This window comes from Pseudoalteromonas sp. UCD-33C, from assembly GCF_001306895.1.
In the GTDB taxonomy this organism is placed as follows: Bacteria; Pseudomonadota; Gammaproteobacteria; order Enterobacterales; family Alteromonadaceae; genus Pseudoalteromonas.
The window spans coordinates 119,638-144,947 of record NZ_LJTB01000006.1 but is presented as its reverse complement, the minus strand read 5'-3'; the positions used below and the strand labels follow the sequence as shown (position 1 = coordinate 144,947).

General features: G+C 42.1%; 26 protein-coding genes. 7 read left to right on the top strand and 19 right to left on the bottom strand.

From position 1 onward, the window contains the following. Position 1: 1 nt before the first annotated feature. The 9 genes from AOG26_RS13295 to AOG26_RS13255 all read right to left on the bottom strand — a co-directional run bounded on the left by AOG26_RS13295 (position 2) and on the right by AOG26_RS13255 (position 6,885). Positions 2-784 (bottom strand): TatD family hydrolase, encoded by a 783-nt coding sequence (locus AOG26_RS13295; protein WP_054562927.1) that lies wholly within the window; start codon positions 782-784, stop codon positions 2-4. Further along, on the bottom strand, positions 784-1,323 hold the full coding sequence (locus tag AOG26_RS13290) for a hypothetical protein (protein ID WP_054562926.1): 540 nt from the start codon (positions 1,321-1,323) through the stop codon (positions 784-786). Before AOG26_RS13290 ends, AOG26_RS13295 begins: the two co-directional genes overlap by 1 nt. After that, positions 1,324-2,064: a twin-arginine translocase subunit TatC gene (gene tatC / locus AOG26_RS13285; protein ID WP_054552341.1), complete on the bottom strand. Its 741-nt coding sequence runs from the start codon at positions 2,062-2,064 to the stop codon at positions 1,324-1,326. 50 nt (positions 2,065-2,114) lie between these two features. Beyond that, complete coding sequence (gene tatB, locus AOG26_RS13280) at positions 2,115-2,447, bottom strand: Sec-independent protein translocase protein TatB (protein ID WP_054562925.1); 333 nt, start codon at positions 2,445-2,447, stop codon at positions 2,115-2,117. 5 nt (positions 2,448-2,452) lie between these two features. Continuing rightward, positions 2,453-2,692 (bottom strand): Sec-independent protein translocase subunit TatA, encoded by a 240-nt coding sequence (tatA, locus tag AOG26_RS13275; RefSeq protein WP_054562924.1) that lies wholly within the window; start codon positions 2,690-2,692, stop codon positions 2,453-2,455. Positions 2,693-2,768: 76 nt separating this feature from the next. Further along, positions 2,769-4,370, bottom strand: a complete 1,602-nt coding sequence (gene ubiB / locus AOG26_RS13270; protein WP_054562923.1) for a ubiquinone biosynthesis regulatory protein kinase UbiB — start codon at positions 4,368-4,370, stop codon at positions 2,769-2,771. Positions 4,371-4,387: 17 nt separating this feature from the next. Further along, positions 4,388-4,993, bottom strand: a complete 606-nt coding sequence (locus tag AOG26_RS13265) for a ubiquinone biosynthesis accessory factor UbiJ (protein ID WP_054562922.1) — start codon at positions 4,991-4,993, stop codon at positions 4,388-4,390. Between the two features lie 28 nt (positions 4,994-5,021). After that, positions 5,022-5,777, bottom strand: coding sequence for a bifunctional demethylmenaquinone methyltransferase/2-methoxy-6-polyprenyl-1,4-benzoquinol methylase UbiE (gene ubiE / locus AOG26_RS13260; protein WP_054562921.1), 756 nt, complete (start codon positions 5,775-5,777; stop codon positions 5,022-5,024). A 121-nt stretch (positions 5,778-5,898) separates the two neighbouring features. Beyond that, a complete protein-coding gene (locus tag AOG26_RS13255; protein ID WP_054563036.1) occupies positions 5,899-6,885 on the bottom strand; it encodes a GGDEF domain-containing protein in 987 nt (328 codons plus the stop codon). 359 nt (positions 6,886-7,244) lie between these two features. Between AOG26_RS13255 and AOG26_RS13250 the strand changes: the two genes are divergently transcribed. Both AOG26_RS13250 and AOG26_RS13245 read left to right on the top strand, forming a co-directional pair. Then, positions 7,245-9,023: a DUF885 domain-containing protein gene (locus tag AOG26_RS13250; protein WP_054562920.1), complete on the top strand. Its 1,779-nt coding sequence runs from the start codon at positions 7,245-7,247 to the stop codon at positions 9,021-9,023. 112 nt (positions 9,024-9,135) lie between these two features. Further along, on the top strand, positions 9,136-10,620 hold the full coding sequence (locus AOG26_RS13245; protein ID WP_054562919.1) for an FMN-binding glutamate synthase family protein: 1,485 nt from the start codon (positions 9,136-9,138) through the stop codon (positions 10,618-10,620). A gap of 51 nt (positions 10,621-10,671) precedes the next feature. On the opposite strand, the gene mtnK is transcribed toward AOG26_RS13245, so the two are convergent. Continuing rightward, on the bottom strand, positions 10,672-11,889 hold the full coding sequence (gene mtnK / locus AOG26_RS13240) for an S-methyl-5-thioribose kinase (protein ID WP_054562918.1): 1,218 nt from the start codon (positions 11,887-11,889) through the stop codon (positions 10,672-10,674). A 145-nt stretch (positions 11,890-12,034) separates the two neighbouring features. Between mtnK and mtnA the strand changes: the two genes are divergently transcribed. Next, entirely contained in the window at positions 12,035-13,063 is a 1,029-nt protein-coding gene (mtnA, locus tag AOG26_RS13235) for an S-methyl-5-thioribose-1-phosphate isomerase (protein WP_054562917.1), read from the top strand. A 1-nt stretch (position 13,064) separates the two neighbouring features. Here the strand turns inward: mtnA and AOG26_RS13230 are convergent, their stop codons facing one another. The 5 genes from AOG26_RS13230 to AOG26_RS13210 all read right to left on the bottom strand — a co-directional run bounded on the left by AOG26_RS13230 (position 13,065) and on the right by AOG26_RS13210 (position 17,517). Next, a complete protein-coding gene (locus tag AOG26_RS13230; protein ID WP_054562916.1) occupies positions 13,065-15,227 on the bottom strand; it encodes a winged helix-turn-helix domain-containing protein in 2,163 nt (720 codons plus the stop codon). Positions 15,228-15,322: 95 nt separating this feature from the next. Continuing rightward, complete coding sequence (locus AOG26_RS13225; protein ID WP_054562915.1) at positions 15,323-15,664, bottom strand: gamma-glutamylcyclotransferase family protein; 342 nt, start codon at positions 15,662-15,664, stop codon at positions 15,323-15,325. 1 nt (position 15,665) lies between these two features. Then, on the bottom strand, positions 15,666-16,208 hold the full coding sequence (locus AOG26_RS13220) for a 1,2-dihydroxy-3-keto-5-methylthiopentene dioxygenase (RefSeq protein ID WP_054562914.1): 543 nt from the start codon (positions 16,206-16,208) through the stop codon (positions 15,666-15,668). Beyond that, positions 16,205-16,891, bottom strand: a complete 687-nt coding sequence (mtnC, locus tag AOG26_RS13215; RefSeq protein WP_054562913.1) for an acireductone synthase — start codon at positions 16,889-16,891, stop codon at positions 16,205-16,207. Before mtnC ends, AOG26_RS13220 begins: the two co-directional genes overlap by 4 nt. Then, positions 16,888-17,517 (bottom strand): methylthioribulose 1-phosphate dehydratase, encoded by a 630-nt coding sequence (locus AOG26_RS13210; RefSeq protein WP_054562912.1) that lies wholly within the window; start codon positions 17,515-17,517, stop codon positions 16,888-16,890. Before AOG26_RS13210 ends, mtnC begins: the two co-directional genes overlap by 4 nt. Before the next feature lie 99 nt (positions 17,518-17,616). Between AOG26_RS13210 and AOG26_RS13205 the strand changes: the two genes are divergently transcribed. The 3 genes from AOG26_RS13205 (at position 17,617) to AOG26_RS13195 (ending at position 21,001) form a co-directional block, all read left to right on the top strand. Then, positions 17,617-18,759, top strand: a complete 1,143-nt coding sequence (locus AOG26_RS13205; RefSeq protein ID WP_054562911.1) for a methionine aminotransferase — start codon at positions 17,617-17,619, stop codon at positions 18,757-18,759. Continuing rightward, complete coding sequence (locus AOG26_RS13200; protein WP_054562910.1) at positions 18,747-19,520, top strand: amidohydrolase; 774 nt, start codon at positions 18,747-18,749, stop codon at positions 19,518-19,520. The genes AOG26_RS13205 and AOG26_RS13200 overlap by 13 nt, the downstream gene beginning before the upstream one ends. Before the next feature lie 65 nt (positions 19,521-19,585). After that, complete coding sequence (locus AOG26_RS13195; RefSeq protein WP_200907868.1) at positions 19,586-21,001, top strand: mannose-1-phosphate guanylyltransferase/mannose-6-phosphate isomerase; 1,416 nt, start codon at positions 19,586-19,588, stop codon at positions 20,999-21,001. 309 nt (positions 21,002-21,310) lie between these two features. Here AOG26_RS13195 and AOG26_RS13190 read toward each other — a convergent pair whose 3' ends face one another. Together AOG26_RS13190 and AOG26_RS13185 are read right to left on the bottom strand one after the other, a co-directional pair. Then, positions 21,311-21,742 carry a TIGR02444 family protein gene (locus tag AOG26_RS13190; protein ID WP_054562908.1) on the bottom strand — a complete coding sequence of 144 codons (432 nt, stop codon included), beginning with the start codon at positions 21,740-21,742 and terminating at the stop codon, positions 21,311-21,313. Further along, positions 21,729-23,648: an ATP-binding cassette domain-containing protein gene (locus AOG26_RS13185; protein WP_054562907.1), complete on the bottom strand. Its 1,920-nt coding sequence runs from the start codon at positions 23,646-23,648 to the stop codon at positions 21,729-21,731. Before AOG26_RS13185 ends, AOG26_RS13190 begins: the two co-directional genes overlap by 14 nt. A gap of 129 nt (positions 23,649-23,777) precedes the next feature. Here AOG26_RS13185 and AOG26_RS13180 point away from each other — a divergent pair, with 129 nt between their 5' ends. Next, entirely contained in the window at positions 23,778-23,981 is a 204-nt protein-coding gene (locus tag AOG26_RS13180) for a YheV family putative zinc ribbon protein (RefSeq protein WP_054562906.1), read from the top strand. 23 nt (positions 23,982-24,004) lie between these two features. On the opposite strand, the gene AOG26_RS13175 is transcribed toward AOG26_RS13180, so the two are convergent. Both AOG26_RS13175 and AOG26_RS13170 read right to left on the bottom strand, forming a co-directional pair. Beyond that, a complete protein-coding gene (locus AOG26_RS13175) occupies positions 24,005-24,217 on the bottom strand; it encodes a SlyX family protein (RefSeq protein WP_054554490.1) in 213 nt (70 codons plus the stop codon). Beyond that, entirely contained in the window at positions 24,204-25,202 is a 999-nt protein-coding gene (locus tag AOG26_RS13170) for a WD40 repeat domain-containing protein (protein ID WP_054562905.1), read from the bottom strand. Before AOG26_RS13170 ends, AOG26_RS13175 begins: the two co-directional genes overlap by 14 nt. Positions 25,203-25,310: the final 108 nt, after the last annotated feature.

The window sequence follows — 25,310 nt, the reverse complement described above, 5'->3', positions numbered from 1 at the left end:
CTTAACCCTTTATGGAAAATAATTGTTGAAAGTTTAGTGTAGTTTGTTTTGCCACTTCAGTAAATTCACAGCCTTTTAAATCAGCAATTTGCTGACACACATAAGGAAGGTTCTGAGGTTCATTGCGACGAGACTTCGGTCTTGGTCTAATATTTCTTGGCATTAAAAAAGGCGCATCAGTCTCGATTAACAAGCGATCTAAAGGGATTGATGGCACTAAGGCTTGAAGTTGCTCACCACGGCGTTCATCGCAGACCCAGCCCGTAACACCGATATAAAGCCCCATTGCTAGGTAACTTTGTAGCGCTTTTTCATCCCCCGTAAAGCAGTGCAATACGCCTCGTACTTTGAAGTCACTTAAAATTGCGAGCATATCTTCACTAGCATCTCGCTCATGCAAATACACTGGCATATTCAGCTGCTCAGCTAGCTGCAGTTGGCGTCTAAAAACGCTGCGCTGAACGTCCCGAGGAGAAAAGTCACGATTGTAATCGAGGCCACATTCACCAATAGCAACTACTTCCTGGTTTTGGCTAAGCGTTGTTAAGTGTTCTTCAAGGTGTTCGTCGGCGGTTTTTGCATCATGAGGGTGAACCCCCGCAGTGCAAAATTGCTTAAATTGTTTGGCGAGGTTAAGAGAGGCTTGGCTACTTTGCAGATCGCAGCCGATAAGAAGCAGCTGCGTTACATTTGCCTCAGCGGCACGTTGTAACACAGCTTCATGAATATCATCAAATTGATGATTGCTTAAGTTGACGCCAGCATCAACCAGCGAAATGCTCATTAGTTAGTGCGCTTTACACGAATCGAACGGTTTTGGCCTTCAACTTTTAAAAGGAAAGAATTGAAAACGCCACGTTCAATAACCACAACATCTTGTTTTTTTAGACGTAAGCTATCAGAGCCAACTTGACGCCATTGTTGACCATTATCAAGTTCGATGATGAGTTCACCGTAAGGGGCTTTTTTCACGCTTTTTACACTAGCGCTAATTTGGTCATCGTTTACTTTAGCAACTTCTTTATGCTCTAAACCAAAGTCTTCATTTTTTGTTCTTACGATTTGTTCATTTGTTGCTCCTGCTGCGGCAACAGGTGCTGGGGAAGCAGCTGCAGCTGAGCTTGCAACAGGTTGTTCAATTTGTTTCTTTGTCGCAGGCTTTGATAGTGATTTACCTGCCATCACGTTGTCGTAACAAAGTAAGCGGTTAAAATCATTTTCAACAAAAGTACAGGCTTGCAATGCTTGTAAGTTAACTTCGTTTGCTTGTGCAGTGCCAGTAATCGTTAACAGTGCAACGAATGGAATGAGTTGTTTTTTCATTTATTCCTCTGATTCCTGTTGAGGTTTGGCGGTATAAAATGCAGCCAAAATTAAACCTAATTCAAATAATAACAGCATGGGTAATGCTAGTAATGTTTGTGACAGTACATCAGGAGGTGTTAAAAACATGGCAACCACAAATACACCTACCACGATATAAGGTCGTTTTTCTTTTAAACTTTTCGTTGTTGTTGCGCCACTCCAGCATAACAGCATGATGGCAACAGGTATTTCAAAGGCAATACCAAAAGCAAAAAATAGTTTTAAAGCAAAACTTAAGTAGCTACTAATATCAGGCGCTAATGTCATCATATCAGGGCCAGTGTTAGTGAAAAAACCTAAAATAATAGGTAACACCACAAAGTAGCAAAATGCGATACCACTATAAAATAGCAAAATGCTAGAGGCCAAAATTGGCATTAGCATACGCTTTTCATGTTGATACAAGCCAGGTGCTATAAAACTCCAAACTTGGTGCAGTATCATAGGAATAGCAGCAAATAACGCCACAAATAAGGTGAGTTTAAACGGTGCAAAAAAAGGTGCCGTTACATCCGTTGCGATCATGGTGGCAGTGCTAGGCAAGTTTGCAATAAGTGGTGCTGCAACAAAGCTATATATATCGTTGGCAAAGTACACCAAGGCGATAAATATTAGCAAAATGCTTAACAAAGCTTTCATGAGTCGATTTCGTAACTCAATTAAGTGGCCAACAAAGCCTGTGTGAGCTTGCTCGGTCATAGTTTACTATTCATCATCATTGTTATTGACCACAAAAGCAGAGATTAAATTCACTTTTTTTCGTCATTATTGTTACTTTCTGCTTTTTCAGGCGTGTCTTTTTTGTAACTGTGGGTGACTGACTGAGCAGCCTTTTGAAGTTCGTTTACAGAGTCCTGCAGATCTGGAGATAGTTCTTGCAAGTTTTGTTGCTCTGCTTTTTTTAAGTTTTCGTGAAGCTCATGGATACGGAGTTCTTCGTTCACTTCTGCTTTCACTGAGTTGGCGACTGACTTTAAGGTTTTTACCCAGCGGCTAACCGTGCGAATTGCCACAGGCAAGCGCTCTGGGCCTAATACAATTAGACCCACGATCAGTACGACAACAAGTTCCCACATCCCCATGTTGATTAAGCCTTATGGTCGTCTTTGCTTTTCTCTACGGTTTCTTTGTTTTGCGTGTTAGAAGCTTGTTCTATTTGTTCGCTTTTAGCGCTAGCTTGGTCATCATCAGATACGGCTTTTTTAAAGCCTTTTACTGCGCTACCTAAATCACCGCCGATGCCACGAAGTTTTTTTGTGCCAAATAACAATACGATGATTGCCAAAATAATGATTAATTGCCAAATACTGATACCACCAAAACCCATGGGTTACTCCGTTTTTTCAAATTTATCGAATAGACTTGTCTCGATTATACTCACCAAAACATAAATAGCACTTAGTTTATGCGCTACGCCATGCTGCAATAAAGCCTGCTACAGCAAAGCCTGCGGTAATTGCAGTGGCAACTAAGTCATGCTGCAAATAACATAAGCCTGAAACAATCAAGCAGCTGCCAGCAAAGATGCTGAGTAACAAAGGTTTAGCAGATTGCGGCGCTGGCAATTGTACAGGTTGTTGTTGACGCTTTAAGTTTTGATAAATTAAATCAGGTAATTCAGGCATTTTTTCTGCCCAAAATGGCAAGTTCGCATACATTTTTTTCATTACTGCAAGCGGACCAACTTGTTCTTTGACCCAATCTTCTAGAAAAGGTTTAGCGGTTTTCCATAAATCAAGCTGCGGATACAGTTGTCTGCCAAGGCCTTCAACATACAACAGCGTCTTTTGCAGTAACACTAATTGCGGTTGAACTTGCATATTAAAGCGACGAGCCGTATTAAACAGGTTGACTAACACATGGCCAAACGAGATTTCGGCCAGTGGTTTATTGAAAATTGGCTCACACACAGTACGAATGGCAAACTCAAACTCTTCAATGCTGGTATCGGCGGGTACCCAGCCAGAATCAACGTGTAGTTGTGCTACTTGGCGGTAATCACGGTTAAAAAAGGCAATAAAGTTTTCTGCTAAATAGCGCTTATCTTCACGATTAAGGGTGCCTACAATACCGCAATCAATACCGATATATTTTGGGTTATGAGGGTTTTCGCGAGAAACGAAAATATTACCCGGGTGCATATCAGCGTGGAAGAAACTATCACGAAATACTTGTGTGAAAAACACTTCGACACCACGCTCAGCTAGTAGCTGCATATTGGTATTTTGTGCCAGCAATGCGTCGGTATCTGATACCGGAATACCGTAAATGCGCTCCATTACTAATACGTTACTGCGGCTGTAGTCACTGTAAACAAAAGGAATGTAGAGTGAATCTGAGTCTTCAAAGTTACGGCGTAGCTGAATCGCATTCGCCCCTTCACGCATTAAGTCGAGCTCATCGAGCAAGGTTTTTTTGTACTCGTTTACTACCTCAATAGGGCGTAAACGTTTGGCTTCTTTTAATAGCTTAGCAACTAAGCGCGCGACTTTTTGCATTAGCATTAAGTCGGCATCAATTTGCTCTTTAATGTTAGGGCGAATGACTTTAATTACCACATCTTGTGGTGCGCCATGCTCATCAATTAAGGTTGCCGTGTGAACTTGTGCAATCGAGGCTGATGCTAAAGGTGTTTGCGAAAAATCACTAAACAATTCACTAATATCATTAATACCCAGCGCTTTTTCGATAAGCTGCTGGGCAAGTTCACCTTCAAAAGGTTCAACCTGATCTTGTAGTAGTGCAAGCTCTAATGCGACATCATGAGGGAGTAAATCACGGCGTGTTGAAAGCATTTGGCCAAACTTGATCCATACAGGGCCAAGCTCTTGCAGAGCAAGTCGTAAGCGCATACCTGCAGGTTTATCTTTATGTTGGTTACGTAACCAAAATAAGCTGCCACGGGCGAGTTTGGCAAACCAAGGCACTCGTTTACGTGGAATTAATTCGTCTAAGCCATAGCTCAGTAGGGTTTTAGTGATGTAATAAAGACGAGCAGACGACACACAAGTTCCTTAGCGCATTAGCGAGACTGTAACAGCGCGTTAATTCGCATCTCTAATTGAGATACTTGGCTTTTTAATTGGCGGTTTTGCTGTTTAAATTCAGCAAGCTCAAGCGGGTGTATAGTCACTGCTAACTCATCTTGGCAAAGCGTTGTTAAGGTGTTTTCTAACTTACTTTTCGTTTGTGAGCCACGACGTTTTAAAGCTTGAATAGAGAGCCACAACTGTTGTGCTGGGGCATCGCCAATGTACCGAGAAAAATGTTCTGGCCAATCAATATCAAGCTCAGCAAATGCATTACTGAAACCTTGTGCAAGATTTAAATCGCCTTGTAAGTCGAGCTTATCTTGGCGAATTAGTTGCGTGAGCATTGATGGATCTTTAAGCGCCAACAAGGTGTCGATATCGGCGCTGATCATGCAATCAAAACTACGCTCTTGCGTACTGTATAAGTGAATTTGCTCGTCGCTGTAAACGCACAAAATTGACTGTTGCCAATCACGTATCTCAATCAACAGCTGTTTATCAGCAATTGCAGTAAGCTTACCCTTTAACTGAGGGTCTAAATGCAGCAGTTGATTAATGATTCGTTCGACTAGTGATAACAGAGCGTTTGCTAACATCGCGTTACCTACTTAATTTACAGAATTTTTAGTATTTAAAACCACGGTGAAGGGCAACAATACCGCCAGTAAGGTTTTGATAACTGGTTTGTTCAAAACCTGCATCTTCCATCATGCCTTTTAATGTTTCTTGATCTGGATGCATACGGATTGATTCAGCAAGATATTGATAAGACTCGCCATCATTCGCAACCAGCTCACCCATCTTAGGTAAGATATTAAATGAGTAGAAATCGTAGGCTTTGCTTAATATCTCTTGTTCTGGTTTTGAGAACTCAAGCACGAGTAAACGGCCACCAGGCTTAAGAATACGATACATTGAACGCAGAGCTTTATCTTTATCGGTCACGTTACGAAGACCAAAGGCAATTGTAATTAAGTCGAAGCTGTTATCAGGAAATGGCAATGCTTCTGCATTCATTTGAACATATTCGATATTGCCAACACGACCAAGGTTACGAAGTTTCTCACGGCCAACTTTCAGCATTGAAGAGTTAATATCGCCTAAGATAACCTGACCGGTTTCACCCACTAACTGACTAAATTTAGAGGTTAAATCACCTGTACCGCCGGCAAGATCTAATACATAGTGACCTTTGCGAACACCTGAACTTGCAATAGTTTGGCGTTTCCATAAACGATGAATACCGAACGACATAAGATCATTCATTACGTCATACTTTGCAGCGACTGAGTGGAATACATCTGCAACCATTGATGCTTTGTCGTTTTCAGCAACGGTTTTATAGCCAAAATGCGTGGTCTTTTCTTGATTCTCGTTCATGATTAATCTCTATCGTGGCAATAAAGACTAGTGTACTTGATTGTAGCTGTGGGGTGCAATTTGATTATAACTAAATCATCAGATTAGCATGGCTTTTCATGACTTAGCGCAGTTTTGAACTTTATTGGCCGGCAATAAAACTACTTTGTCCAAGTGACTTGGCTTTAGCGGCCGCTAAAGAGGCTTTACGGGCTAAGCTGTTAAAGTCGCCATCGCCTTCATGTTTAGCGATGCCTAGGGCCAGAGTGATAGCTGGAAGTTTGGTGCCATTTTTTGAGCTGACAAAGCGCAGCTTTTCTACGCCATTTCGTACTTTTTCGGCAATTAAGTTTGCAGTTTCAGGCTCTATATCAGCAAGTAAGATGGTAAATTCATCTTTACTCGTGCGCCCAGGTAAACCGCTTTCTTGTACGTATTTTTGCACTTGCTTGGCGACTTTATTTAAAATGACCTCACCAATGACATCGCCATAGTTTTCAATAAAATGGTTTAAGTTCTCAATGTGAATAGAGATAGCACAAACCGCTTTATTTTGGCCAACCCAAAGTTGGGTTTGTTGATTCAAGTAATGGCGCTTATATAAGCCTGTTTGTTGGTCGGTAATGTGTTGTTTGCGTAATTGAGTGAGTTGTTTTTGGGTTTTTTCTTGCAGTGATTTGGCTTTTGCTATTTCTTGCTTAAATTGACGGTGCTGGTTGAGCAGCACTTCTGATTGCTTACTGAGCATTTTTAATGCGTGACGCGTTTGCTCAATATTGTTTTCATCGATTGAATGCACACAGTCACTAACTTGATCTGCAAAGCGCACAATATTTTGTTCGTTATTGCTAGCATTACGTGAAAGAGTGTTAATGACTGAGTCAACGTTGCGAACAATGGCGGTTTTCATTTTATGGCCTTGCTCTATAAAATCGAAATAAAGCTGTTCTACATAGACACAATCGATGGTTTTTCTTTGTGCGATGGCACGGTCAATAGCGGCGTTAAGTTTTGGGTTAGACTGACTGACGTAGGTGTAAACAACTTGGTAGTTAAGTGGTGACGGCGGTAATGCATGATGTTCTAAAAAGATACATACCTTTGTCATTTTTTCTTGAGCAATAGCCATGGGATCATGGAACATCATTTTTCAATACCACTAAATACGCATATCAACCAATTAATCATCTCTTCCGTAAAGTTTATTTGCTTCCAAGCATAAATACTGAGTCTACAGTAATCTGTAATCAGTCTATTTAAAAGCAAAATCGCTAATTTTGGAACTTAAATTTGTTTCGTTTGTGTCTATTAGCTGATTTTCTCAACAACTTTAACAAGTGTAATTAAAAATTGCTTAAACCTTGCTCATTCTTATTTACACAACGCTGTTAATTTGAGCGTATTTAACCTGAGCTTGGTCGCATTTGCTTGGGTTTTAGCCAGTGCTGCGCTACTTTAGCGATACTGATTAAAACTAAAAAGAATGCTATGAAACAAACACTGTCGCGAACTTTAAACCGTTCTGTTATTGCGGTTGCTTTAGCTTGTACTTTAAGCGCTTGCCAAGTAACAAATATTGATGCTGATCAGCAATTTACTCAAGTAGCCGAAAATATTGTTAATTACCGCCAAAGCATCAGCCCATATGGTAAAGAAAATGGCGTTGATGGTTATTTATTAGAAAATCTATCGGCTGAATTTTTAGAACAAAAATACAAGAAGAATACTGAGTTACTTGCCGAGCTAGACGCTATCGACCGTGATAAGTTATCGGAAGAAAACCGCATTAACCTGACTATTTTGCGTGGCCAAGTGCAAAATAGTGTCGATGAATATGTGTTTAATGCGCACTATATGCCGCTGACATCTGAGTATGGCTTCCATTCTAGCCTATCATTTATGATATCAAGCTCAGATTACACAAAACCACAAGATTACCAGCTATATCTTGCTAAATTACAGCAAATTCCCCGCTATTTTTCGCAAAATATCGGCTGGATGCGTAAAGGTCTTGAAGTGGGTCTAACCCAACCAAAGGCTGTTTTAGAAGGTTATCAAGACTCAATCACGGCTTATATTGTTGATGATGCGACACAGTCTGAATTTTACAAACCATTTTTAAATAACACGGCAGGTTTAAGTGATAGCGAGTTTGCAGCGCTACAAAAGCAAGCGCAAACCATTATCAAAGAACAAGTTATTCCGGCATATCAAGGTTACTTAACTTTCTTTAACAATGAGTATCAACCGGGTGCACGTACAGATATTGGTATTTCAAGTACGCCGAATGGCAAAGCGTTTTACGAAAATCGCGCTAAGTACTACACCACCACAGATATGACGCCAAAAGAAATCCATGAGCTGGGTTTACAAGAAGTTGCGCGTATTCGTGCAGAAATGGAAAAAATTATTGAGAAAGTAGGCTTTGAAGGCTCGTTTGCTGATTTTGTGCACTTTTTACGTACTGATCCGCAATTTTACGCAAAAACACCTAAAGATTTGCTAAAAGAAGCGTCTTACATCGCCAAGAAAATGGATGCGCAGTTACCTAAGTTATTCCACACCTTGCCAAGAATGCCGTACGGTGTTGCGCCAGTGCCAGAGAGTATTGCCCCTAAATATACAACCGGCCGTTACTCAGGTTCTCGCCGTGATGACCAAGCAGGTTATTACTGGGTTAATACTTATGCGCTAGATAAGCGCCCGTTGTATGTTCTTGAAGCATTAACTTTACACGAAGCTGTACCAGGGCATCATTTACAAATCTCGCTAAATGCTGAACTTGAGTCATTACCAAGTTATCGCCGCAATGCATATTTGTCGGCATTTGGTGAAGGTTGGGGCTTATATTCGGAGTTTTTAGGTATCGAGGCGGGCTTTTATCAAGACCCATACAGTGATTTTGGTCGTTTAACCTATGAAATGTGGCGTGCAGCACGTTTAGTGGTTGATACAGGTATGCATATGTATGGCTGGAGCCGCGAACGCGCAATGAAGTTTATGAGCGAAAACACCGCACTTTCATTACATAACGTGAAGACCGAAACCGACCGTTATATTTCATGGCCTGCACAAGCGTTGTCATACAAAATTGGTGAGCTAACAATTAAACGTTTACGCCACGAAGCTGAGCAAGCACTTGGTCAAGATTTCGATATTCGCGAATTCCACCACCAAATATTACGTCATGGCTCAGTGCCAATGTCAGTGCTTGAAGAGCAAATTCAACTTTATATTAAAGCTGAATTAGCCAAACGAGCAGCATAGCGGCATAAAAGAAACGAAAAGGCGTGACTTACATCACGCCTTTTTTGTTTATTGCACGTAATATAAACACCTTATATGCTTTGAAGGATGTCATTTCACAAAGGGGCCTTGGATGAGTGATTTTATAATTTTTAGTATCGATGTTTTTGCCAGCTTGTTTATTTTTGCACTCGGCATAGGTTTGCTTGTGATTGTGTGCTTTTACATTAGTGATGTGACGCAATCTAAGCAGGCGATTCGCCGTAATTACCCGGTGATCGGCCGCTTTCGTTATTTTTTTGAACGCCAAGGTGAATTCTTCAGACAATACTTTTTTGCCATGGATAGGGAAGAGCTACCATTTAATCGTGCTGAGCGAAGCTGGGTTTATCGTGCTGCGAAAAATGTTGACCGTACTACGGCCTTTGGTTCAACCCAGAGCCTTGAAGCAACAGGTACTGTGATGTTTATGAACTGTGCGTTTCCGACTTTAGATGAAGACGCACTCGACCCGAGCGAAGTCACGTTAGGACCTTACTGCCAAGCTCCTTATACAACAAACTCGTTATTTAATATTTCAGGTATGAGCTTTGGTGCCTTATCTAAACCCGCTGTTCGCGCACTATCGCGAGGTGCAAAGTTAGCAGGTTGTTGGATGAATACCGGTGAAGGAGGGCTCAGCCCTTACCACCTTGAAGGTGGCGCTGATATTGTGTTTCAGATTGGCACGGCAAAATATGGTGTACGAGATGAGCACGGTAAATTAAGCACCGAAAAACTCAAAGCGGTTGCTGAGCACGAACAAGTTAAAATGTTCGAAATTAAAATGAGTCAAGGTGCTAAACCCGGTAAAGGGGGGATGTTACCAGGGCGTAAAGTGACTGCTGAAATTGCAAAAATTCGGGGTATTCCTGAAGGGCATGACTCGATTAGTCCAAATGGTCATCCAGAGATTAAATGCCCAGCAGATTTACTCGACATGATTGAAACGGTACGCAGTACCACAGGTAAACCAACTGGTTTTAAAGCGGTGATTGGTGAATACTCTTGGCTCGAAACCTTGTTCAGCGAAATTAATAATCGTGGTATTGAATCTGCCCCTGACTTTATCACTATTGATAGTGCCGACGGTGGCACGGGCGCTGCCCCTCAACCCTTGATGGATTCAGTTGGTTTACCGCTACGAGAGAGCCTGCCTTTGGTTGTTGATCTGCTAAAAAAACATGGTCTCAGAGAGCGAGTGAAAGTGATTGCATCGGGTAAGCTAATCGTACCGTCAAAAGTGGCTTGGGCACTCGCTCTGGGCGCTGATTTTATTGTGTCGGCGCGTGGTCATATGTTTTCGCTTGGTTGTATTCAGGCTCTACAATGTAATAAAGATACCTGCCCGACCGGTATTACGACTCATAATGAACGCTTACAGCGAGGCCTTGATGTGACCGATAAGGCACAACGAGTCGCCAATTATAATAAGTTTATTCATTATGGTGCAGGGCTGATTGCTCACTCATGTGGTGTATCAAGTGCCCGCGAGTTAGCTCGCCAGCATGTGCGAGTAGTACAAGAAAATGGTTTATCAGAGCCGCTCGATAAAATGTATGAGCACTACAATAAATAATCTAGTTGAATAATTAAAAGGCACATTGAGCGCCTTTTTACTTTTTGACTATCAGTTTAATAAACTGATTAATAAAGAAAAGAACTCGTCTTTATTGTTACAGCTTGTGGCATTGAGCATCAGTTGCTCGCCAAGTACGAGCGTTTGCTGTTGTACTGCTAAACGAGCTTGTGCATCTTCAATACCGTCTATATCTGCAACATGGGCTAAACCAATAGTACGGCGAATAAGTTCAGCGCCACAGTAGCCAATCGCATCACGCAATACGTGTTGTAAGTAATCTTCGCTAAAGGCGCGGTTTGCAAAGCTAATATCAGTTGCTTCGCTGCTTGCTAGGTTTAACCAATTTTGCTCAAATTGGCTATAACAGTCTTGTAAGCAGGTTAATAAATGGGTTTGATACTGGCGGCGTTTTGCTTGCTCTGTAATACGGGCGTTTTGGGCACAGTAATTTAGTAGCAAGTTACCCATAAATGAGCCGATATCAAAGCCAACAGGGCCAAAAAAGCCGAACTCTGGGTCGATCATTTTAGTGGTTTTGCTATCAACAAAAATGCTGCCACTATGCATATCGCCATGCAATAAAGTTTGCGGGCATGATAAGAACTTAGCTTTTAATTTCGCTGCGGCCAGTTTTAAAGCATCATTATTTCGAATACTTTCGACGTGCTCATTAAGCTCTGTTGGGAAATTATTGCGCTCATGCTCAATGTACGGATCAGTAAAGAATAAGTCTTCTGTGATCTTACATAAATCAGGATTAATAAATTGACTGACTTTGGCTTTTTTATCTTCAGCAGATAAGTAAAAGTCTGAGTTATAAAAGCCTGTTCGGCTTAAGTAGAGCGCAACATGACTTGCCAATAATGGAAATTGCTCTGCGTTGATTTGTGCGCCACGTAAAATTTGTAACTCACCTAAATCTTCTAACACGGTTAATGCCAGCTCTACATTGTGATGCAATATCGCCACGGTATGCTCTGGGCATAACTTACCATGATTAATCAATACTTCGGCTTCGACTCTTGCGCGGTCTAACGATAATGGCCATGACTCACCTACGCAGCGGGCATAAGGGAGTGCTTGCTTTAGAATTACACTGTTGTTGTGCTGATCAGCAACCCGAAAAACTAAGTTTAAGTTTCCGTCTCCAAACTCGTATGCAGTCAGTGCTGCATCAGCAGGGAAGACTGAAATTAGTTCACTTTTAACAAGTTCCTTAATGTAATCAACCGCATGCTCTGCATTAAAGGCAGTGTATTTAGCCATGGCTCTATCTCGTAATACAATTAACTTTGAGCATTCTATACCTGTAAGCGTTTAGATGTCCATACATCTAGCTTGTTAGTTATCAAAACTGATGTAAAATAACTATTCACTTAAATTAGTTATTCATTAGTTATTCGGATTCAGTATGCAAGATCTCATCGCCAGCAGTATTAAATATCAGCAAGGTACGCTAACCGTGCTTGATCAGTATTTATTGCCACATCAACAGCATTGGCATGTATGTAACGATGTTGAAACGATGAAAGATTTGATTCTTACTTTGAAAATCCGGGGCGCACCTTTAATCGGCTTAGGTGCGAGCTTATTGGTTGCACACCTAGCTGAGCAAGGCATGAGTCAATCAGCACTTGCGGTTGCTATAGATGAGCTTGAAGCGACACGCCCAACAGCGGTAAACCTTATGCACTGCATGGCCAAGTTACGCATAGCGCTAACAGAGACTGATTATGTTGCAGCTGTTGTCTCTACTGCTGAGCAGTTATTTAAAGAAGATATTGCCCTTTGCGATAGCATGGCAGAACGTGGTGCGGCTTTGGTAAATAAGGGAGATAACATTTTAACGCACTGTAATACTGGTGCGTTAGCGACTGCAGGTGTCGGCACTGCATTAGGGGTTATTTATAAAGCTCAGCAACGCCATGGTGACATTCATGTTTGGGTTGATGAAACAAGGCCGTTACTGCAAGGCGGCCGCTTAACGGCTTTTGAGCTTGAGCGCTGGCAAATTCCTTATACCTTGATTTGCGATAACATGGCGGCGAGTTTAATGGCTGCGGGCAAAGTAGATAAAATATTTGTAGGGGCAGACCGTATTGCTGCAAACGGTGATTTTGCCAATAAAGTCGGCACATATAACCTTGCTGTGTTAGCGCATTTCCATAACATTCCATTTTATGTCGTTGCGCCACTTACGACGCTTGATACACAAACGTTGTGTGGTGCAGATATCGAAATTGAGCAACGCAGTCCTAATGAAGTGCGCGGTGTTAGTGGTAGTTTTGGTGAAGCAATGTGGGCACCGATTAACGCGAAGGTTTATAACCCGGCATTTGATGTGACACCGGCGAGCCTAGTCACAGGCTGGGTGCTCGATAGCGGAGTTTATAACCAGTCCGATATCGAGCAAGGTATTCTAAAACAGTTAAAGTCGTAAATTACTCAGCACTTTTTTTAGTGTAGAGCTCAATGCTATTTTGATTATTGGCAGTTAAGAAGGTTACTGCCAGCTTGTCGTTTTTAGCATTAAGGCGCGATATATAGTGAGAAGGCTTCATTTGAAGTACTGACTCAATGCCCTGCATTGTGGCTAAATTAATGCTGAAAACTTCAGTATCAGTGGCGATATACAAGCTATGTAGGTTACTTGCCATCGACACAATAGAAGGCTTTAACTCAGTTAGTTTGTCTGGTGTAGTCAGCTCACTATAGGTGTTGTTATCGCTGTCTAAAAGCAGGTATTTATCGTATTTGGAATGCACAATCAGCTGTGTATCGTCATACCAAGCAATAGCTAGGGGTGTATCTATAGTGCTTTTAATCACTTCATCGCTGTTGGTGTGAAGAATCATTATTTGATTTAGCTGATTGCTAAGATCGGTATATAGCACGGCAATCTTGTTACCCCTTATAGCTGCCAGCTTGGTACTACCAGGAAGTGTCCAGTGCTTAATTTCTGAGAAATCAGCAGCATTTAATAATGTTAATTGCTGATCGGTTTTATTAAAACTAACAAGTCGGCTACTGTCACTATTTGCTGCAATTACTGAACTATCTTCACCAATTTTGCCAGTGATATTGATGTATTGGTTTGCTTTTCTGAGCCAGTGTTGTCGTTCTGAAAACTCAAAGTCAGAGAAGTACACATCATTATTGGCTAATGCGACTAAGTCGTCTTCATGCTTATTCGCTGTGGCGATGTAGCTCATTGTTTTTGAATTAAGGTCAAAGACTGCGGCATCTTTATCGTGAAGGTCTGTACTGATCAATACACTTTCTTTGCTTAAAGGGTAAGCATAATTTGCTCGTTTTACTGGCGCTTTTATAGCGGGTTGTCGACTCATACTATCAAAAGAGAATGACTCAATAGTTGAGGTGCCGCGGCTATACCAAATTAGTGAGTTGGTCTGCTCATCATATGTGGCTACCCATGCACGGTAATCGTTGGTAGTTAAAAGCTTTAGCGAGCTGCCATCTAAATTCGCCATGTATATCTCTACTTGGCCAACATTATGGCGCTCAAAGATGATGCGGCTCGGGTTTTTTATAGTTGTTAAAATAAAGTCCCCAGTGCCAGTGATGTTGGGTGTGCTAATGCGAATTTCTTCACCGGTTTTTAAATCTTGTGCATATAAAGCATATAAATGAGTTAAGCCACGGTAATTATTACGCCTTGAAATTGCGACATCACCCACTTCAATGTACTGACTTGGCTGAGAATTAAGTAAAGATTGGTTGATACGTGGCTTTATTAACGCTTCACTTGATAACAGGTTGCTTGCTTGCCAAGTGATGCAATCGCTGTAGTCTTTGTTTTCACAAGAGCCGTAAAATAATCGCTCTCCATCCTCAGACCAACCCTGTAAAAAGATATTGCCAGAGGCAATCACGTATTCTTTTTTAGTGGTTAGGTCGACGACAAAAAGACTTTGACCATCATTTTCTAGAATATAAGCAAGCTTAGTTTTGTCATGGCTTAGCATTAAACGATAGTGAGAGCCTTTATGCCATGAAATGGTTTCAGCTTGTAGGTCTAAAAATGGCGCGTCGTTTTGTACTTCATCATTTGCTTTAGGCTGTTGTGAAAATAACCAAATAGCAGTAATCAATAAACCAAGCACTAACGCTGCAAAAGGCCATGGCCAGCGTGAAGAATGCGCTTTTTGTTCATTAATGGCCGTAGGTTTAACTTGAGTATCAGCGTCTTTATCTACTGTTATTACATTTTCTGTTTTTAGCGGCTCTGTACTCACAGTGTGATCAAGAGGCTTAACTTCAATAAATAGGCTATAACCTTTGCGATAATGGGTTTTAATGGTTTGCCCGGGCTGTTTTTCTGATTTAAGAGTTTTTCTTAGTTCAGAGATGGCACGGTTAATGGCATTGTCATCAACAAAGCTTTGTTGCCAAATATTCTCAACCAGCTCTTGGCGAGTGATAATGCGATCATTATGCTCAATAAAGAAACACAGTAATTTAAATAATAAAGGTTCTAGTTCACGCTTATGAGTGCCATCGCTGATGGTTTGCTGCTGAGTGTTAAGTTGCCACTCACCCACATAAATAACGGTATCGCGTAAGGGTGAAAATGCCGACCCCATGTTTAGTCCTTTAGCAAATAATCAGTACTTATTAATGGGGAGGATAATAGCAGCTTTTGTTCTTAATTTGGGTCTTTTTGTTTTATATTTGTAAATTAAAGGCTGTTTTTTGCAACATATAGCCAAGCTTGGTTGTTACATTGGAATGTTTCTGCAATTCGTTGATAATCATCTACTTCGTAAGCATCTGCCTGAGCAAGCTCTTGTTCGGTGATTAAATAAATAGTGCCATTAACAATATCAGTTTGTTTGCTTGTTTTGATTAAAGCCGGGTGAAAACGTTGACCACTACTTTTAAGTACGGCTACGTCGGTGATCTCGACTTCATCAATGACATACCCAGTTAGCGTAGCAGGTTGACCTTCAAGCAAACGCCCGAAGGTATCAAGCTGAACCTGCGGGTACTGTAAGGTACCGTACGAGAATAGTTTTTCCATGTTAGTCCAGCAGTGGGAAGTTGGTAGCAATGGTTGATTCAGTGCTTTTAGCAACCCAACCTTCGGTATTATTAAATAAGCGAATTGCAGTAAATTCAGGGTCGCTACCCATATCAAACCAATGTGGTGTGAGTTCTGGTACTGAAATTAGGTCGCCTTGTTGGCAAAGCACTTGATACACTTTATCGCCTAAGTGTAAGCAGAATAAACCTTGGCCTTTCACAAAAAAACGAACTTCATCTTCGCTATGTGTATGTTCAAACAAGAATTTACTGCGTAGTTCGCTGGCATTTGGATTACCCTTAGCAAGCGAAATAACATCCACTGTTTGATAGCCCCCTTCAGCTTTTAAGCGCTCTATATCCTTAGCATAAGCAGTTAAAATCGCGTCATGACTGGTATCTTGGTCAATCTGTGCTGTTGCTTGCCACTGCTCAAAGCGAACGCCAACTGTATTTAGTTCATTGGCAATAGCGCTTAAGTCTTCACTATGAAACAGTATGTCGTTTGCGTTGTTATCGTTATAAATAGTTAATTGACTCATGCTAACAGCTCCGCGCTAAATTCCGAAAAGTCGTTGATATATGGGTGAGCGTCACTTACCGCTTGGCCATCGCGAACAAGGTGCAATGTTACAAGGCCTGCAGCTTTGGCGGCATCAAGCTCTGCCACCACATCGCTCAAGAACAGCACTTCTGCAGCGTCAAATGGTAGCTCGGCAATAATATTCTCATAAGAGCTTTGCTGTTGTTTTGCGCCGACTTTAGTGTCGAAGTAATCACTAAATAAAGGTCTAACATCACCATAATCAGAAAACTCAAAAATCAGGTGCTGGGCTTTTACTGAGCCCGATGAGTAGACATATAAACTTTTACCAGCATGTTTTTGGGCTTGTAAAAAGTCATAAGCATCTGGATAAAGGTGGCCAGTAAAATCACCACTTTCGTAGCCCGTTTGCCAAATTAACCCTTGCAACTGCTTGAGTGGGGTAATTTTTTGATCTGTTTCAATCCAATGAATTAAATGTTTAATGACCGTGTCGATATCGGCTTCGGGTTGTTCAATATGTGCTTTAACGGCCTCAATTTGGGCTGCAACTTCCGGGTCTGTTTGATGTGACTTTACAAACTCAGGTAATTGCCCTGCCGCGTAAGGAAATAATACGTCTTTAACAAATGAGATGCGGGTAATCGTGCCTTCAATATCGGTTAAAATTGCTTTGATCATGGCTGAACTCCAGCTTGAATACCTTCTAGTTTTAAGCGCTCAAGCTCACAGCTAAATAGAAACTCTAATCCTTCTAAATGGCGAAGTACTTCTTTGATATCTCGGCCAACGACATATAAACCATGGCCACGAATTAGTACCGCATGCTCAATAGGCGTATGAAGGTGATGGTCACTGACCAATAAGCTTAAACGGTCGATGTCTTGGTCATTATCAAAAATAGGAATAGTTAAGGTATCTAAGTGCGATTTGACACCGCTTAAAGATTTTTGCATTTCGTAGCCATGCAAATTGATAGCGTGGCCTTTGATCACGCGAGATAACACGGTTGCCGCAACAGAATGAGTGTGCAAAACAAATTTAGCTGATGGGATCAGCTTATACATATTTAAATGTAGCTCAGTTTCAGCTGATGGGTTGCCAGAGCCTCTAGTGCGATTGCCTTCATGATCAAATTCAATAAATGCATGAGTGCCGAGTTGACCTTTATCGAAACCACTTGCTGTGACGACATAACCGCTTGCAGTGCGGGCTGAAAAGTTACCACCAGTAGCAGGGACCCAGCCACGTTGGCTTACCCATTTACCAGCTTCAATTAGTTCTGAAATAGCGGTATTGTTATGCATATATTCCTCGACATTCTAAAAGTTATTTAGACGGCTATACATCTGTTTTAAGCAATGATAGCATCGCTTCGGGCGCAAAACCATCTTTAAGGAACCTCTGTGTTTGAAAGTAAATTGCCGAATTTAGGCACCAGTATTTTTAGTCAAATGACCGCTTTAGCAAATAAGCACCAAGCGCTTAATTTATCTCAGGGTTTTCCTGAATTTGATGCGCCAGAATTACTAAAAAAACAGCTCAATCATTATGTACTTGAGGGGGTAAATCAATATGCGCCTTCAAGTGGGGTTGCAAAGCTACAACAGCAAATAGCGGCTTTGATAGCTAGAAAATACCATAACAACATAAATTACGAGCAACAAGTTACTGTCACTTCAGGGGCAACAGAGGCATTATTCGTAGCAATTCAAGCGCTTGTTAAAGAGGGTGATGAAGTTGTGGTATTTGACCCCGCGTATGACTCGTATCAACCGGCAATTGAGCTTGCTGGCGGTCGCTCAGTTCATGTTGCTTTGCATGCGCCAGACTACAAAATCGATTGGCAAGCTGTAGCCGATGTTATAACAGACAAAACACGTGTCATCATCATCAACACGCCACATAACCCAAGCGGTAAAATCTTTAAAACAGAAGATATTAATGCCCTTAAAGCGCTTGTTACTAAGCATGATTTATATGTAATTAGCGATGAAGTGTATGAGCACATTACCTTTGATGGCGCTTTGCATTTAAGTGCGCTGACCGACCCTGAGTTATTTGCACGCAGTTTTGTGATATCAAGCTTTGGCAAAACTTTTCATAGCACCGGCTGGAAGATGGGTTATTGTGTTGCACCTGCTCAGCTCATGGTGGAGTTTCGTAAAATTCACCAATATGTGACTTTTTCAAGCTTTACGCCTGCCCAGCATGCACTAGCCGATATGCTCGAGTTAGAGCCAGAACATGTTGATGAACTTAGTTGTTTTTATCAACAAAAACGCGACTTGCTCAGCGAAGCACTAGCGCAAAGCCGTTTTAAAATATTACCAAGTGAAGGCACCTATTTTTTATTACTCGATTACAGTGATGTGTCTGATCTTGATGATGTTGAGTTTTGCCATTGGTTGGTCGAGCAAGCGGGTGTTGCAGCTGTACCACTCAGTGTGTTTTATAACACTGCAAGCAGCGACAAAGTGATTCGTTTATGTTTTGCAAAAAATAATGACACATTAAAACGTGCCGCGGAGATTTTATGCCAACTTTAACCTTAGCTTTAGTGCAGTCATCACTGCATTGGCTTGATAAAAGCGCCAACCTTGCGCACTTTGCAGAGCAGCTTAACAGTTTTAACGAGCAGGTTGATTTAATTGTCTTGCCAGAAACATTTGCCACGGGTTTTGCGATTAATCTAGATTGCAGCGAACCAGAACAAGGCGAGGTACTTAGCTGGTTAAAAGCCACAGCTAAGCAAAAAAATGCTGTGGTTGCAGGCTCTGTTTTAGTTGCAAAAGGCGACAAAAAGGCTAATCGCTTTTATTGGGTTTGGCCAAATGGCGAAGTGAAGTATTACGACAAACGCCATTTATTCTGTTTAGGTAACGAAGGCAATTTCGTCGCAGCAGGCGAGCAGCGCGAGATATTCGCTATCAATGATTTTCGTATTTTACCGCAAGTGTGTTACGACTTACGCTTTCCTGTATTTCAGCGTAATTGCAACGACTACGATGTGATGATCAACGTAGCTAATTGGCCAGCTGCTCGTCGCCATGTATGGGATACCCTTCTAAAAGCACGCGCAATGGAAAACCTTTGTTATGTCGTGGGTGTGAATCGCATTGGTGCTGATGGTAATAATGTTGCCCACAGTGGTGGTACTGCCGTTTATGATTTTAAAGGCGACACCTTGGCGAAGCTTGAAGATGACCAATCGGGCATCATTATTCAGCGCTTAGAAAAATCACCGCTTGATGACTTTCGAAGAGCGTTTCCTGCTCACTTAGATGCTGATCAATTTCAGTTACTGTAATTGCTCGAAGCCGCATACTCAAAAATTTGTTAAACTCATGGTTGGATTATTTACTATAAGCAATCATGAGTCGCAAAATCACCCCCGTTATTCTTGCTGGTGGCATAGGTTCTCGTTTATGGCCTTTGTCGCGTAAAGCGATGCCTAAGCAGTTTTTATCTTTACTAAGCGAAAAATCACTGTTACAGAGCACGCTTTTACGAGTGGCTGACTCACGATTTAATGCGCCAATTTTAGTGTGCAATGAAGAGCATCGCTTTATCGCTAAAGCGCAAGTTGCAGAAATCACAGATAGCTATACTTTATTGCTTGAACCTGAAGGTAAAAATACCGCGCCAGCGATTGCCTTGGCCGCTGAATTTGCATTGCAAAATGGTCTAACCGATCCCTTACTAGTCATGCCTGCTGATCACCATATCAGTGATTTTGATAAGCTTATTGCCTGCTTAGATAATGCGATAGCGCTTTGTCAGCAACAACAATTAGTAACCTTTGCTATTACTCCCACTGAGCCACATACCGGCTATGGTTATATTCGCCAAGGCGAGCCATTAGCCCATGAAGGTTGTTTTAAGGTGGCTGAGTTCAAAGAAAAACCAGCCCTGCAATTAGCCGAAAAATACCTTGCCAGTGGTGAGTATGGCTGGAATAGCGGCATGTTTTTATTTTTACCAGATGTGTACTTAAACGAGCTTAATCGTTTTGCGCCAAAGATTGCTAACAGTATCGCAAAAGCGGCAAGCTTCACCGCAGATTTAGGTTTTCAACGGCCTGTTGCGGATGCGCTCACAGCATGCCCAAGTGATTCTATTGATTATGCTATTTTGGAGCGTAGCGCTAACGTTGCTGTTATTCCTGTTGATTTGAATTGGAACGATGTTGGCAGCTTTTCAGCATTGTCGAAAATCGCAGAAAAAGACCAGCATGGCAATTATTTAGCTTCGCAAGGGGTGAGCTTAGATAGCGAGAATAATCTACTTATAAGTGAAGCTGACCACACTATCGCGGCGCTCGGCGTGAGTAATAAAGCAATTATACATACTCATGATGCCACCTTAGTGGCAGACAAAAGTGCGCTCGATAAGCTCCCTGATTTACTTAAACAGCTTGCTGTTGTCGATAACGATAAACTAACCCACCATCAAGCCGTATTCAGACCTTGGGGCAACTATCGAACTTTAATTGAAAGCACTGGCTTTAAAGTAAAGAAAATCATCGTAAACAGCGGCGCAAAACTCTCAACTCAACGACATCAGCACCGTGCAGAGCATTGGGTTGTTGTTTCTGGAGTGGCAAGTGTGCGAGTAGGCGATGACGAATTTGAATTAACAGCTGATCAATCTTGTTATATTGCAGCTAAGCAATTGCACAGCCTTGCTAATCAACAAAACACGCCACTGATCGTTATCGAAGTACAAACCGGAGCGATACTTGATGAAACTGACATCGAGCGATTTGATGATAGATATGGAAGGGAGTAGACATAGCTATCAGCTTTCAGCCGTCATACATCAGTTGAGCGCTGGAGTTGTTGAGTGCAGTGTCTTACTCAGCATTCACTCTGTTCATTCTTTGAGTAGGTTGGTTTGAGCGGAGCGAAACCCAACGTAAGCGGAGCTATCAGCTTTCAGCTTTCAGACGTCAGATAAGATCGATGAGGTTGTTAAGTGCGGTGTCTTACTCAGAAATAAAATACCGTAGGAGGCACTTTAGTGCCGAATTAGAACCATTCTCACAATTAGGCTTGACCTAGACTCTTTAAACTTTACTCTCGCTAACTCGCTAACTCGCTAACTCGCTAACTCAGTACCGACATAAAGCCTTATATTTTCAGCATTTGTGTACTGAGTGAATACCATCGTATTCGCTGTGTTTATCAGTAATTGTTGCTGTTGTTTTTCTAGCTTTAGTTCTGCGCTAAGTAGCTCTTTGCGGATGGTAGGGTAGTCTGAAATCTCGTTTTGAATAGTTTTCAGGTAGGCGCGTGTGGCTCGTAGGGGCTGTAAAGCTTGTTGGTCAAACTCGGCAATGCACGACTCAAGCTCACTCAGTTGAGAGGCTGTTACAGCCAGCTCTAAAGAATCAAGATAATAAAGCAGCAGGCAAAGGTTAACATTTTTGCCTTGCTGGTCTTGATAGCCTAGTAGCTTTGCTTGCATGCCGTCTTTGCTGTAAAGCTTGCATGCAAACTGCCAAAACTGTTCGCTGTTAAGCGGTTTCATCGGCAAAGGCCTGCTCTTTTTCTTCAAGTTCTTCAAGTGCTATGAGTAGCTCTTCTTCAACGTCATTAAGCTTGGGTGTTAAGCTTGCTTGCTTAGCGAGCAGCTCTGTCAGTTTGGCTTTATTTTCATCATTGTATAAGTCATTGTCGGCAAGTGCGTTTTCGATTTCACCAAGCTCTGTAGAGTACTTATCAAGTTGCTTTTCAAGCTTTTCGATTTGCTTTTTCAACGGCTGCACTGACTTTCTGAACTCAGCTTCTAAGCGCTTTTGCTCTTTGCGGTTAACGCTTGAATGGGCTTTAGGGGCATTATCTTCAGGGCTTTTAGCAGCTTCTTTATTGGCATTCAGTAGCCATTGGTAATAGGCATCAAGGTCATAACCAAATTGTGTTACTTCGCCGTTATCAACAAGGTAATACTCATCAGCGGTATTTTTAAGCATATGACGGTCGTGCGATACTGTAACCATAGCGCCTTCAAAGCCTTGCAGCGCCATAACTAAAGCATGGCGCATTTCTAAATCGAGGTGGTTAGTCGGCTCATCCAGTAACAGTAGGTTTGGCTTTTGATACACCAGCATAGCTAGCACTAAACGGGCTTTTTCACCGCCAGAAAATGGCGCAACTGGCTCAAGAGCTTTATCGCCAAAGAACGCAAAGCCACCTAAAAAGTCACGCAGTGATTGCTCTGGAGCTTGCGGATTTAAGCGTTGTAAATGGGTAACCGCGCTGGCTTTTAAATCAAGTGACTCAAGTTGATGCTGCGCAAAGTAACCAATATTTAAGCCCTGATGCTGAAATACTTCACCTGCTTGAGGTTGTAAATCGCCAGCTAATAATTTAATCAGTGTTGATTTACCCGCACCATTTCGGCCAAGCAGCGCAATACGGCTACCCGGCACAAGGTTTAGCTTGATGCTGTGTAAAATTGTGGTGTCGCCATAGCCTGCTTTGGCTTGGTCGAGAGTCATTAACGGGTTTGGCAGCGCTGTAGGCTCGGCAAATTCAAAATCAAAGGGTGAGTCAACATGGGCTGGGGCCAGTTTTTCCATACGCTCTAGGGCTTTTACGCGGCTTTGTGCTTGCTTAGCCTTACTGGCTTTTGCTTTGAAGCGTGTAATGAATTTTTCTAGATGAGCAATTTGTTCTTGTTGCTTTTCGAACATCGCTTGTTGTTGTAATAAGCGCTCTGCTTTTTGGCGTTCGAATTGCGAGTAATTGCCTTTATAAACATTTATTTTTTGTGCGTCTATGTGCCAAATTTGGTCAACAACGGCATCTAAGAACTCTCGGTCATGGGAAATAAGCACTAGAGTGCCTGTGTAGGCGCGTAAAAAGCGTTCTAACCAGTAAACAGCATCGAGATCTAAGTGGTTGGTTGGCTCATCCAGCAGTAATAAATCGGCATCACGAATAAGTGCTTGTGCTAAGTTTAAGCGCATACGCCAACCACCAGAAAAGGCGCTCACTGGGTTGTCTATTTGCTCATTACTAAAACCTAAACCGTGTAATAGCTCTCCTGCTTTTGCCTCAATGCTATAGCCTTGAATATGTTCTAGGCCAATATGTGCTTTTGCTTGCGCATCGCCGTCGTTATTTTGCTCAGCTTCGCGTAGTGCAATTCTTAGCGCGTAATATTCAGGGTGACCTTGTAATACATAATCTAGAGCGCTGATTTCGAGCGCGGGTGTTTCTTGCTTCACAGAAGCAATTGACCAGTCTTTAGGAATTTGGCATTCACCGGCATCGAGTTGCAATTCAGACTTTAATAGCGCGAACAGCGTTGATTTACCACAGCCATTAGCGCCCACAAGGCCGACTTTATGTTCTGGGAATAAGGTTGCAGAAGCCCCTTTAAGTAAGGCGTTACCACCACGTAGAAGTTCGATGTCTGAAATTTGGATCATGAATGTTTACTTGCACAGCACTGATTTAATTGTCGCTATCATAACACGGATCACATTAGCCTTCGCAATCGTATCAAACAGAGAATTATTAGGCTAAAATAGCCGCCTACATGCCACGGGAGATCATCTATGAGACAAAAGAAACGCTTTATTGCTGGCGCATCATGCCCTGAGTGTAAGGCCATGGATACCATGATGCTTTATAAAGAACATGATGTGGAAAAAGTGGAGTGCGTACAGTGTGGCCACAAAATGACGCAACCAGAGCAGGCAGTGCAAGCCTCAACACGCCAATTTGAGCAAGTGATTGGTGTATTTAAGCCGGGCGATTAATTCCCGGCTCTATCACTACCTAATTAATAGTGCGGCGGTGGCGGCTCTTGCATTTGTGACATTAAAGATGGCTGCTGTGCTTCTTTAATCTTTTCTGCAAGTAACTCTGTCTGGCGTTTCATTTTAGCCAGCTGCTGTTGGTGCGCTTTAAGCTCATCGTTTAATATTTCAATTGTTTCATCTTGAAAAGCGACTTTCGCTTCAAGTTCCATTAGACGATCTTCAATTGTATTCATTTGATTCTCTTAGATTAAAACTTTCAGCGAATCCGCTGGAGCTTTCGGTTAATAACGCTTGGTTGTTATCAGTAAACGCAACATCTAACACCACGGCTGATTTCGGGCGGCTTCCTTCTCGAGGAATCACTTGCCACGTTTGTAATTTTTTACCCGACTCTAGCTGCCATAAATCAACCAATCGATTGGGTGAACCTGTGGCAATTAAAGTGCCCTCATCGTTAAAACGGACGGCGGTAAAAATTTTCTGACGCGCAATATACGCCAGTTTGCTAACAAGATCACCTGTAGTCAGTTGCCATACATTTGCTTGCTTCATACTGTCTGCGGTAAATGCGTAACGACCTTGTGGATCAAGGGCGACTTGAGTAACGCGACTAGGGTGATTAAAGCGGTGAATCACTTGCCCTGTGCGAGTATCCCAAAAGTAAGCAACATAATCATTTGAGCCGCTAATGGCGTAGTGACCGTTAGGTGATAGATCAACAACATTGACTTTTTCTTGGTGGCCAAGGAACTCTATGCGCCTGCCACTCTCTAAGTCGAGGTAAACGACTACACCATCGGCGCGACCATATAATACACTGCGCCCTTGGTTACTTATCGCGATATCTCGAATTGTTGAGGCGTGTATTTTGTAATAACCCGTGTTGTTGCCCGTGGCAATGTCCCACACTGCAAAGGTGGACTTCTCAGCGGTAACTGCATGGCTATTGTCGAACGAGATAGCAACAGTATGAACTAGGCTATCTTGATTTTGTTGTTGGAACCATTGGTATTTTAGCACCTGTTGTTGATTATCCCACAGTGCGACCCCATGGTGTATTGATGAGATTAAGCTGTATTTACCATCGTGCGACAGCGCGGAGGCGAAGGCACCTTTAGCCGCATGCTCATAGCGTGCAGTTGATTGCTCATGTTGCTCAGAGCAGGCTACAACTAAGTAAAGGCTGAGCAGATACAAAAAAGTACGAAATATCGACATATTACGAGTATTTCCCCTTAACTCTTAGTGATTGAGAGGTTAGACTAGGTCTCGTTGAAGGCCTAGGTTGTTAGTCTAATCGCTGATCATGCATAGGCATGACGTTAG

What these genes read in the sequence shown, in the direction of transcription:
- AOG26_RS13295 (WP_054562927.1), bottom strand. Translation starts at nt 784, where the DNA reads ATGAGCATTTCGCTGGTTGATGCTGGCGTCAACTTAAGCAATCATCAA.
- mtnC (WP_054562913.1), bottom strand. Translation starts at nt 16,891, where the DNA reads ATGATCAAAGCAATTTTAACCGATATTGAAGGCACGATTACCCGCATC.
- tatB (WP_054562925.1), bottom strand. Translation starts at nt 2,447, where the DNA reads ATGGGGATGTGGGAACTTGTTGTCGTACTGATCGTGGGTCTAATTGTA.
- mtnK (WP_054562918.1), bottom strand. Translation starts at nt 11,889, where the DNA reads ATGGCTAAATACACTGCCTTTAATGCAGAGCATGCGGTTGATTACATT.
- AOG26_RS13210 (WP_054562912.1), bottom strand. Translation starts at nt 17,517, where the DNA reads ATGCATAACAATACCGCTATTTCAGAACTAATTGAAGCTGGTAAATGG.
- AOG26_RS13195 (WP_200907868.1), top strand. Translation starts at nt 19,586, where the DNA reads ATGAGTCGCAAAATCACCCCCGTTATTCTTGCTGGTGGCATAGGTTCT.
- AOG26_RS13245 (WP_054562919.1), top strand. Translation starts at nt 9,136, where the DNA reads ATGAGTGATTTTATAATTTTTAGTATCGATGTTTTTGCCAGCTTGTTT.
- ubiE (WP_054562921.1), bottom strand. Translation starts at nt 5,777, where the DNA reads ATGAACGAGAATCAAGAAAAGACCACGCATTTTGGCTATAAAACCGTT.
- AOG26_RS13190 (WP_054562908.1), bottom strand. Translation starts at nt 21,742, where the DNA reads ATGAAACCGCTTAACAGCGAACAGTTTTGGCAGTTTGCATGCAAGCTT.
- tatA (WP_054562924.1), bottom strand. Translation starts at nt 2,692, where the DNA reads ATGGGTTTTGGTGGTATCAGTATTTGGCAATTAATCATTATTTTGGCA.
- AOG26_RS13230 (WP_054562916.1), bottom strand. Translation starts at nt 15,227, where the DNA reads ATGGGGTCGGCATTTTCACCCTTACGCGATACCGTTATTTATGTGGGT.
- AOG26_RS13220 (WP_054562914.1), bottom strand. Translation starts at nt 16,208, where the DNA reads ATGAGTCAATTAACTATTTATAACGATAACAACGCAAACGACATACTG.
- AOG26_RS13255 (WP_054563036.1), bottom strand. Translation starts at nt 6,885, where the DNA reads ATGGCTATTGCTCAAGAAAAAATGACAAAGGTATGTATCTTTTTAGAA.
- AOG26_RS13265 (WP_054562922.1), bottom strand. Translation starts at nt 4,993, where the DNA reads ATGTTAGCAAACGCTCTGTTATCACTAGTCGAACGAATCATTAATCAA.
- AOG26_RS13225 (WP_054562915.1), bottom strand. Translation starts at nt 15,664, where the DNA reads ATGGAAAAACTATTCTCGTACGGTACCTTACAGTACCCGCAGGTTCAG.
- AOG26_RS13180 (WP_054562906.1), top strand. Translation starts at nt 23,778, where the DNA reads ATGAGACAAAAGAAACGCTTTATTGCTGGCGCATCATGCCCTGAGTGT.
- AOG26_RS13290 (WP_054562926.1), bottom strand. Translation starts at nt 1,323, where the DNA reads ATGAAAAAACAACTCATTCCATTCGTTGCACTGTTAACGATTACTGGC.
- AOG26_RS13185 (WP_054562907.1), bottom strand. Translation starts at nt 23,648, where the DNA reads ATGATCCAAATTTCAGACATCGAACTTCTACGTGGTGGTAACGCCTTA.
- tatC (WP_054552341.1), bottom strand. Translation starts at nt 2,064, where the DNA reads ATGACCGAGCAAGCTCACACAGGCTTTGTTGGCCACTTAATTGAGTTA.
- AOG26_RS13250 (WP_054562920.1), top strand. Translation starts at nt 7,245, where the DNA reads ATGAAACAAACACTGTCGCGAACTTTAAACCGTTCTGTTATTGCGGTT.
- AOG26_RS13170 (WP_054562905.1), bottom strand. Translation starts at nt 25,202, where the DNA reads ATGTCGATATTTCGTACTTTTTTGTATCTGCTCAGCCTTTACTTAGTT.
- mtnA (WP_054562917.1), top strand. Translation starts at nt 12,035, where the DNA reads ATGCAAGATCTCATCGCCAGCAGTATTAAATATCAGCAAGGTACGCTA.
- AOG26_RS13175 (WP_054554490.1), bottom strand. Translation starts at nt 24,217, where the DNA reads ATGAATACAATTGAAGATCGTCTAATGGAACTTGAAGCGAAAGTCGCT.
- AOG26_RS13200 (WP_054562910.1), top strand. Translation starts at nt 18,747, where the DNA reads ATGCCAACTTTAACCTTAGCTTTAGTGCAGTCATCACTGCATTGGCTT.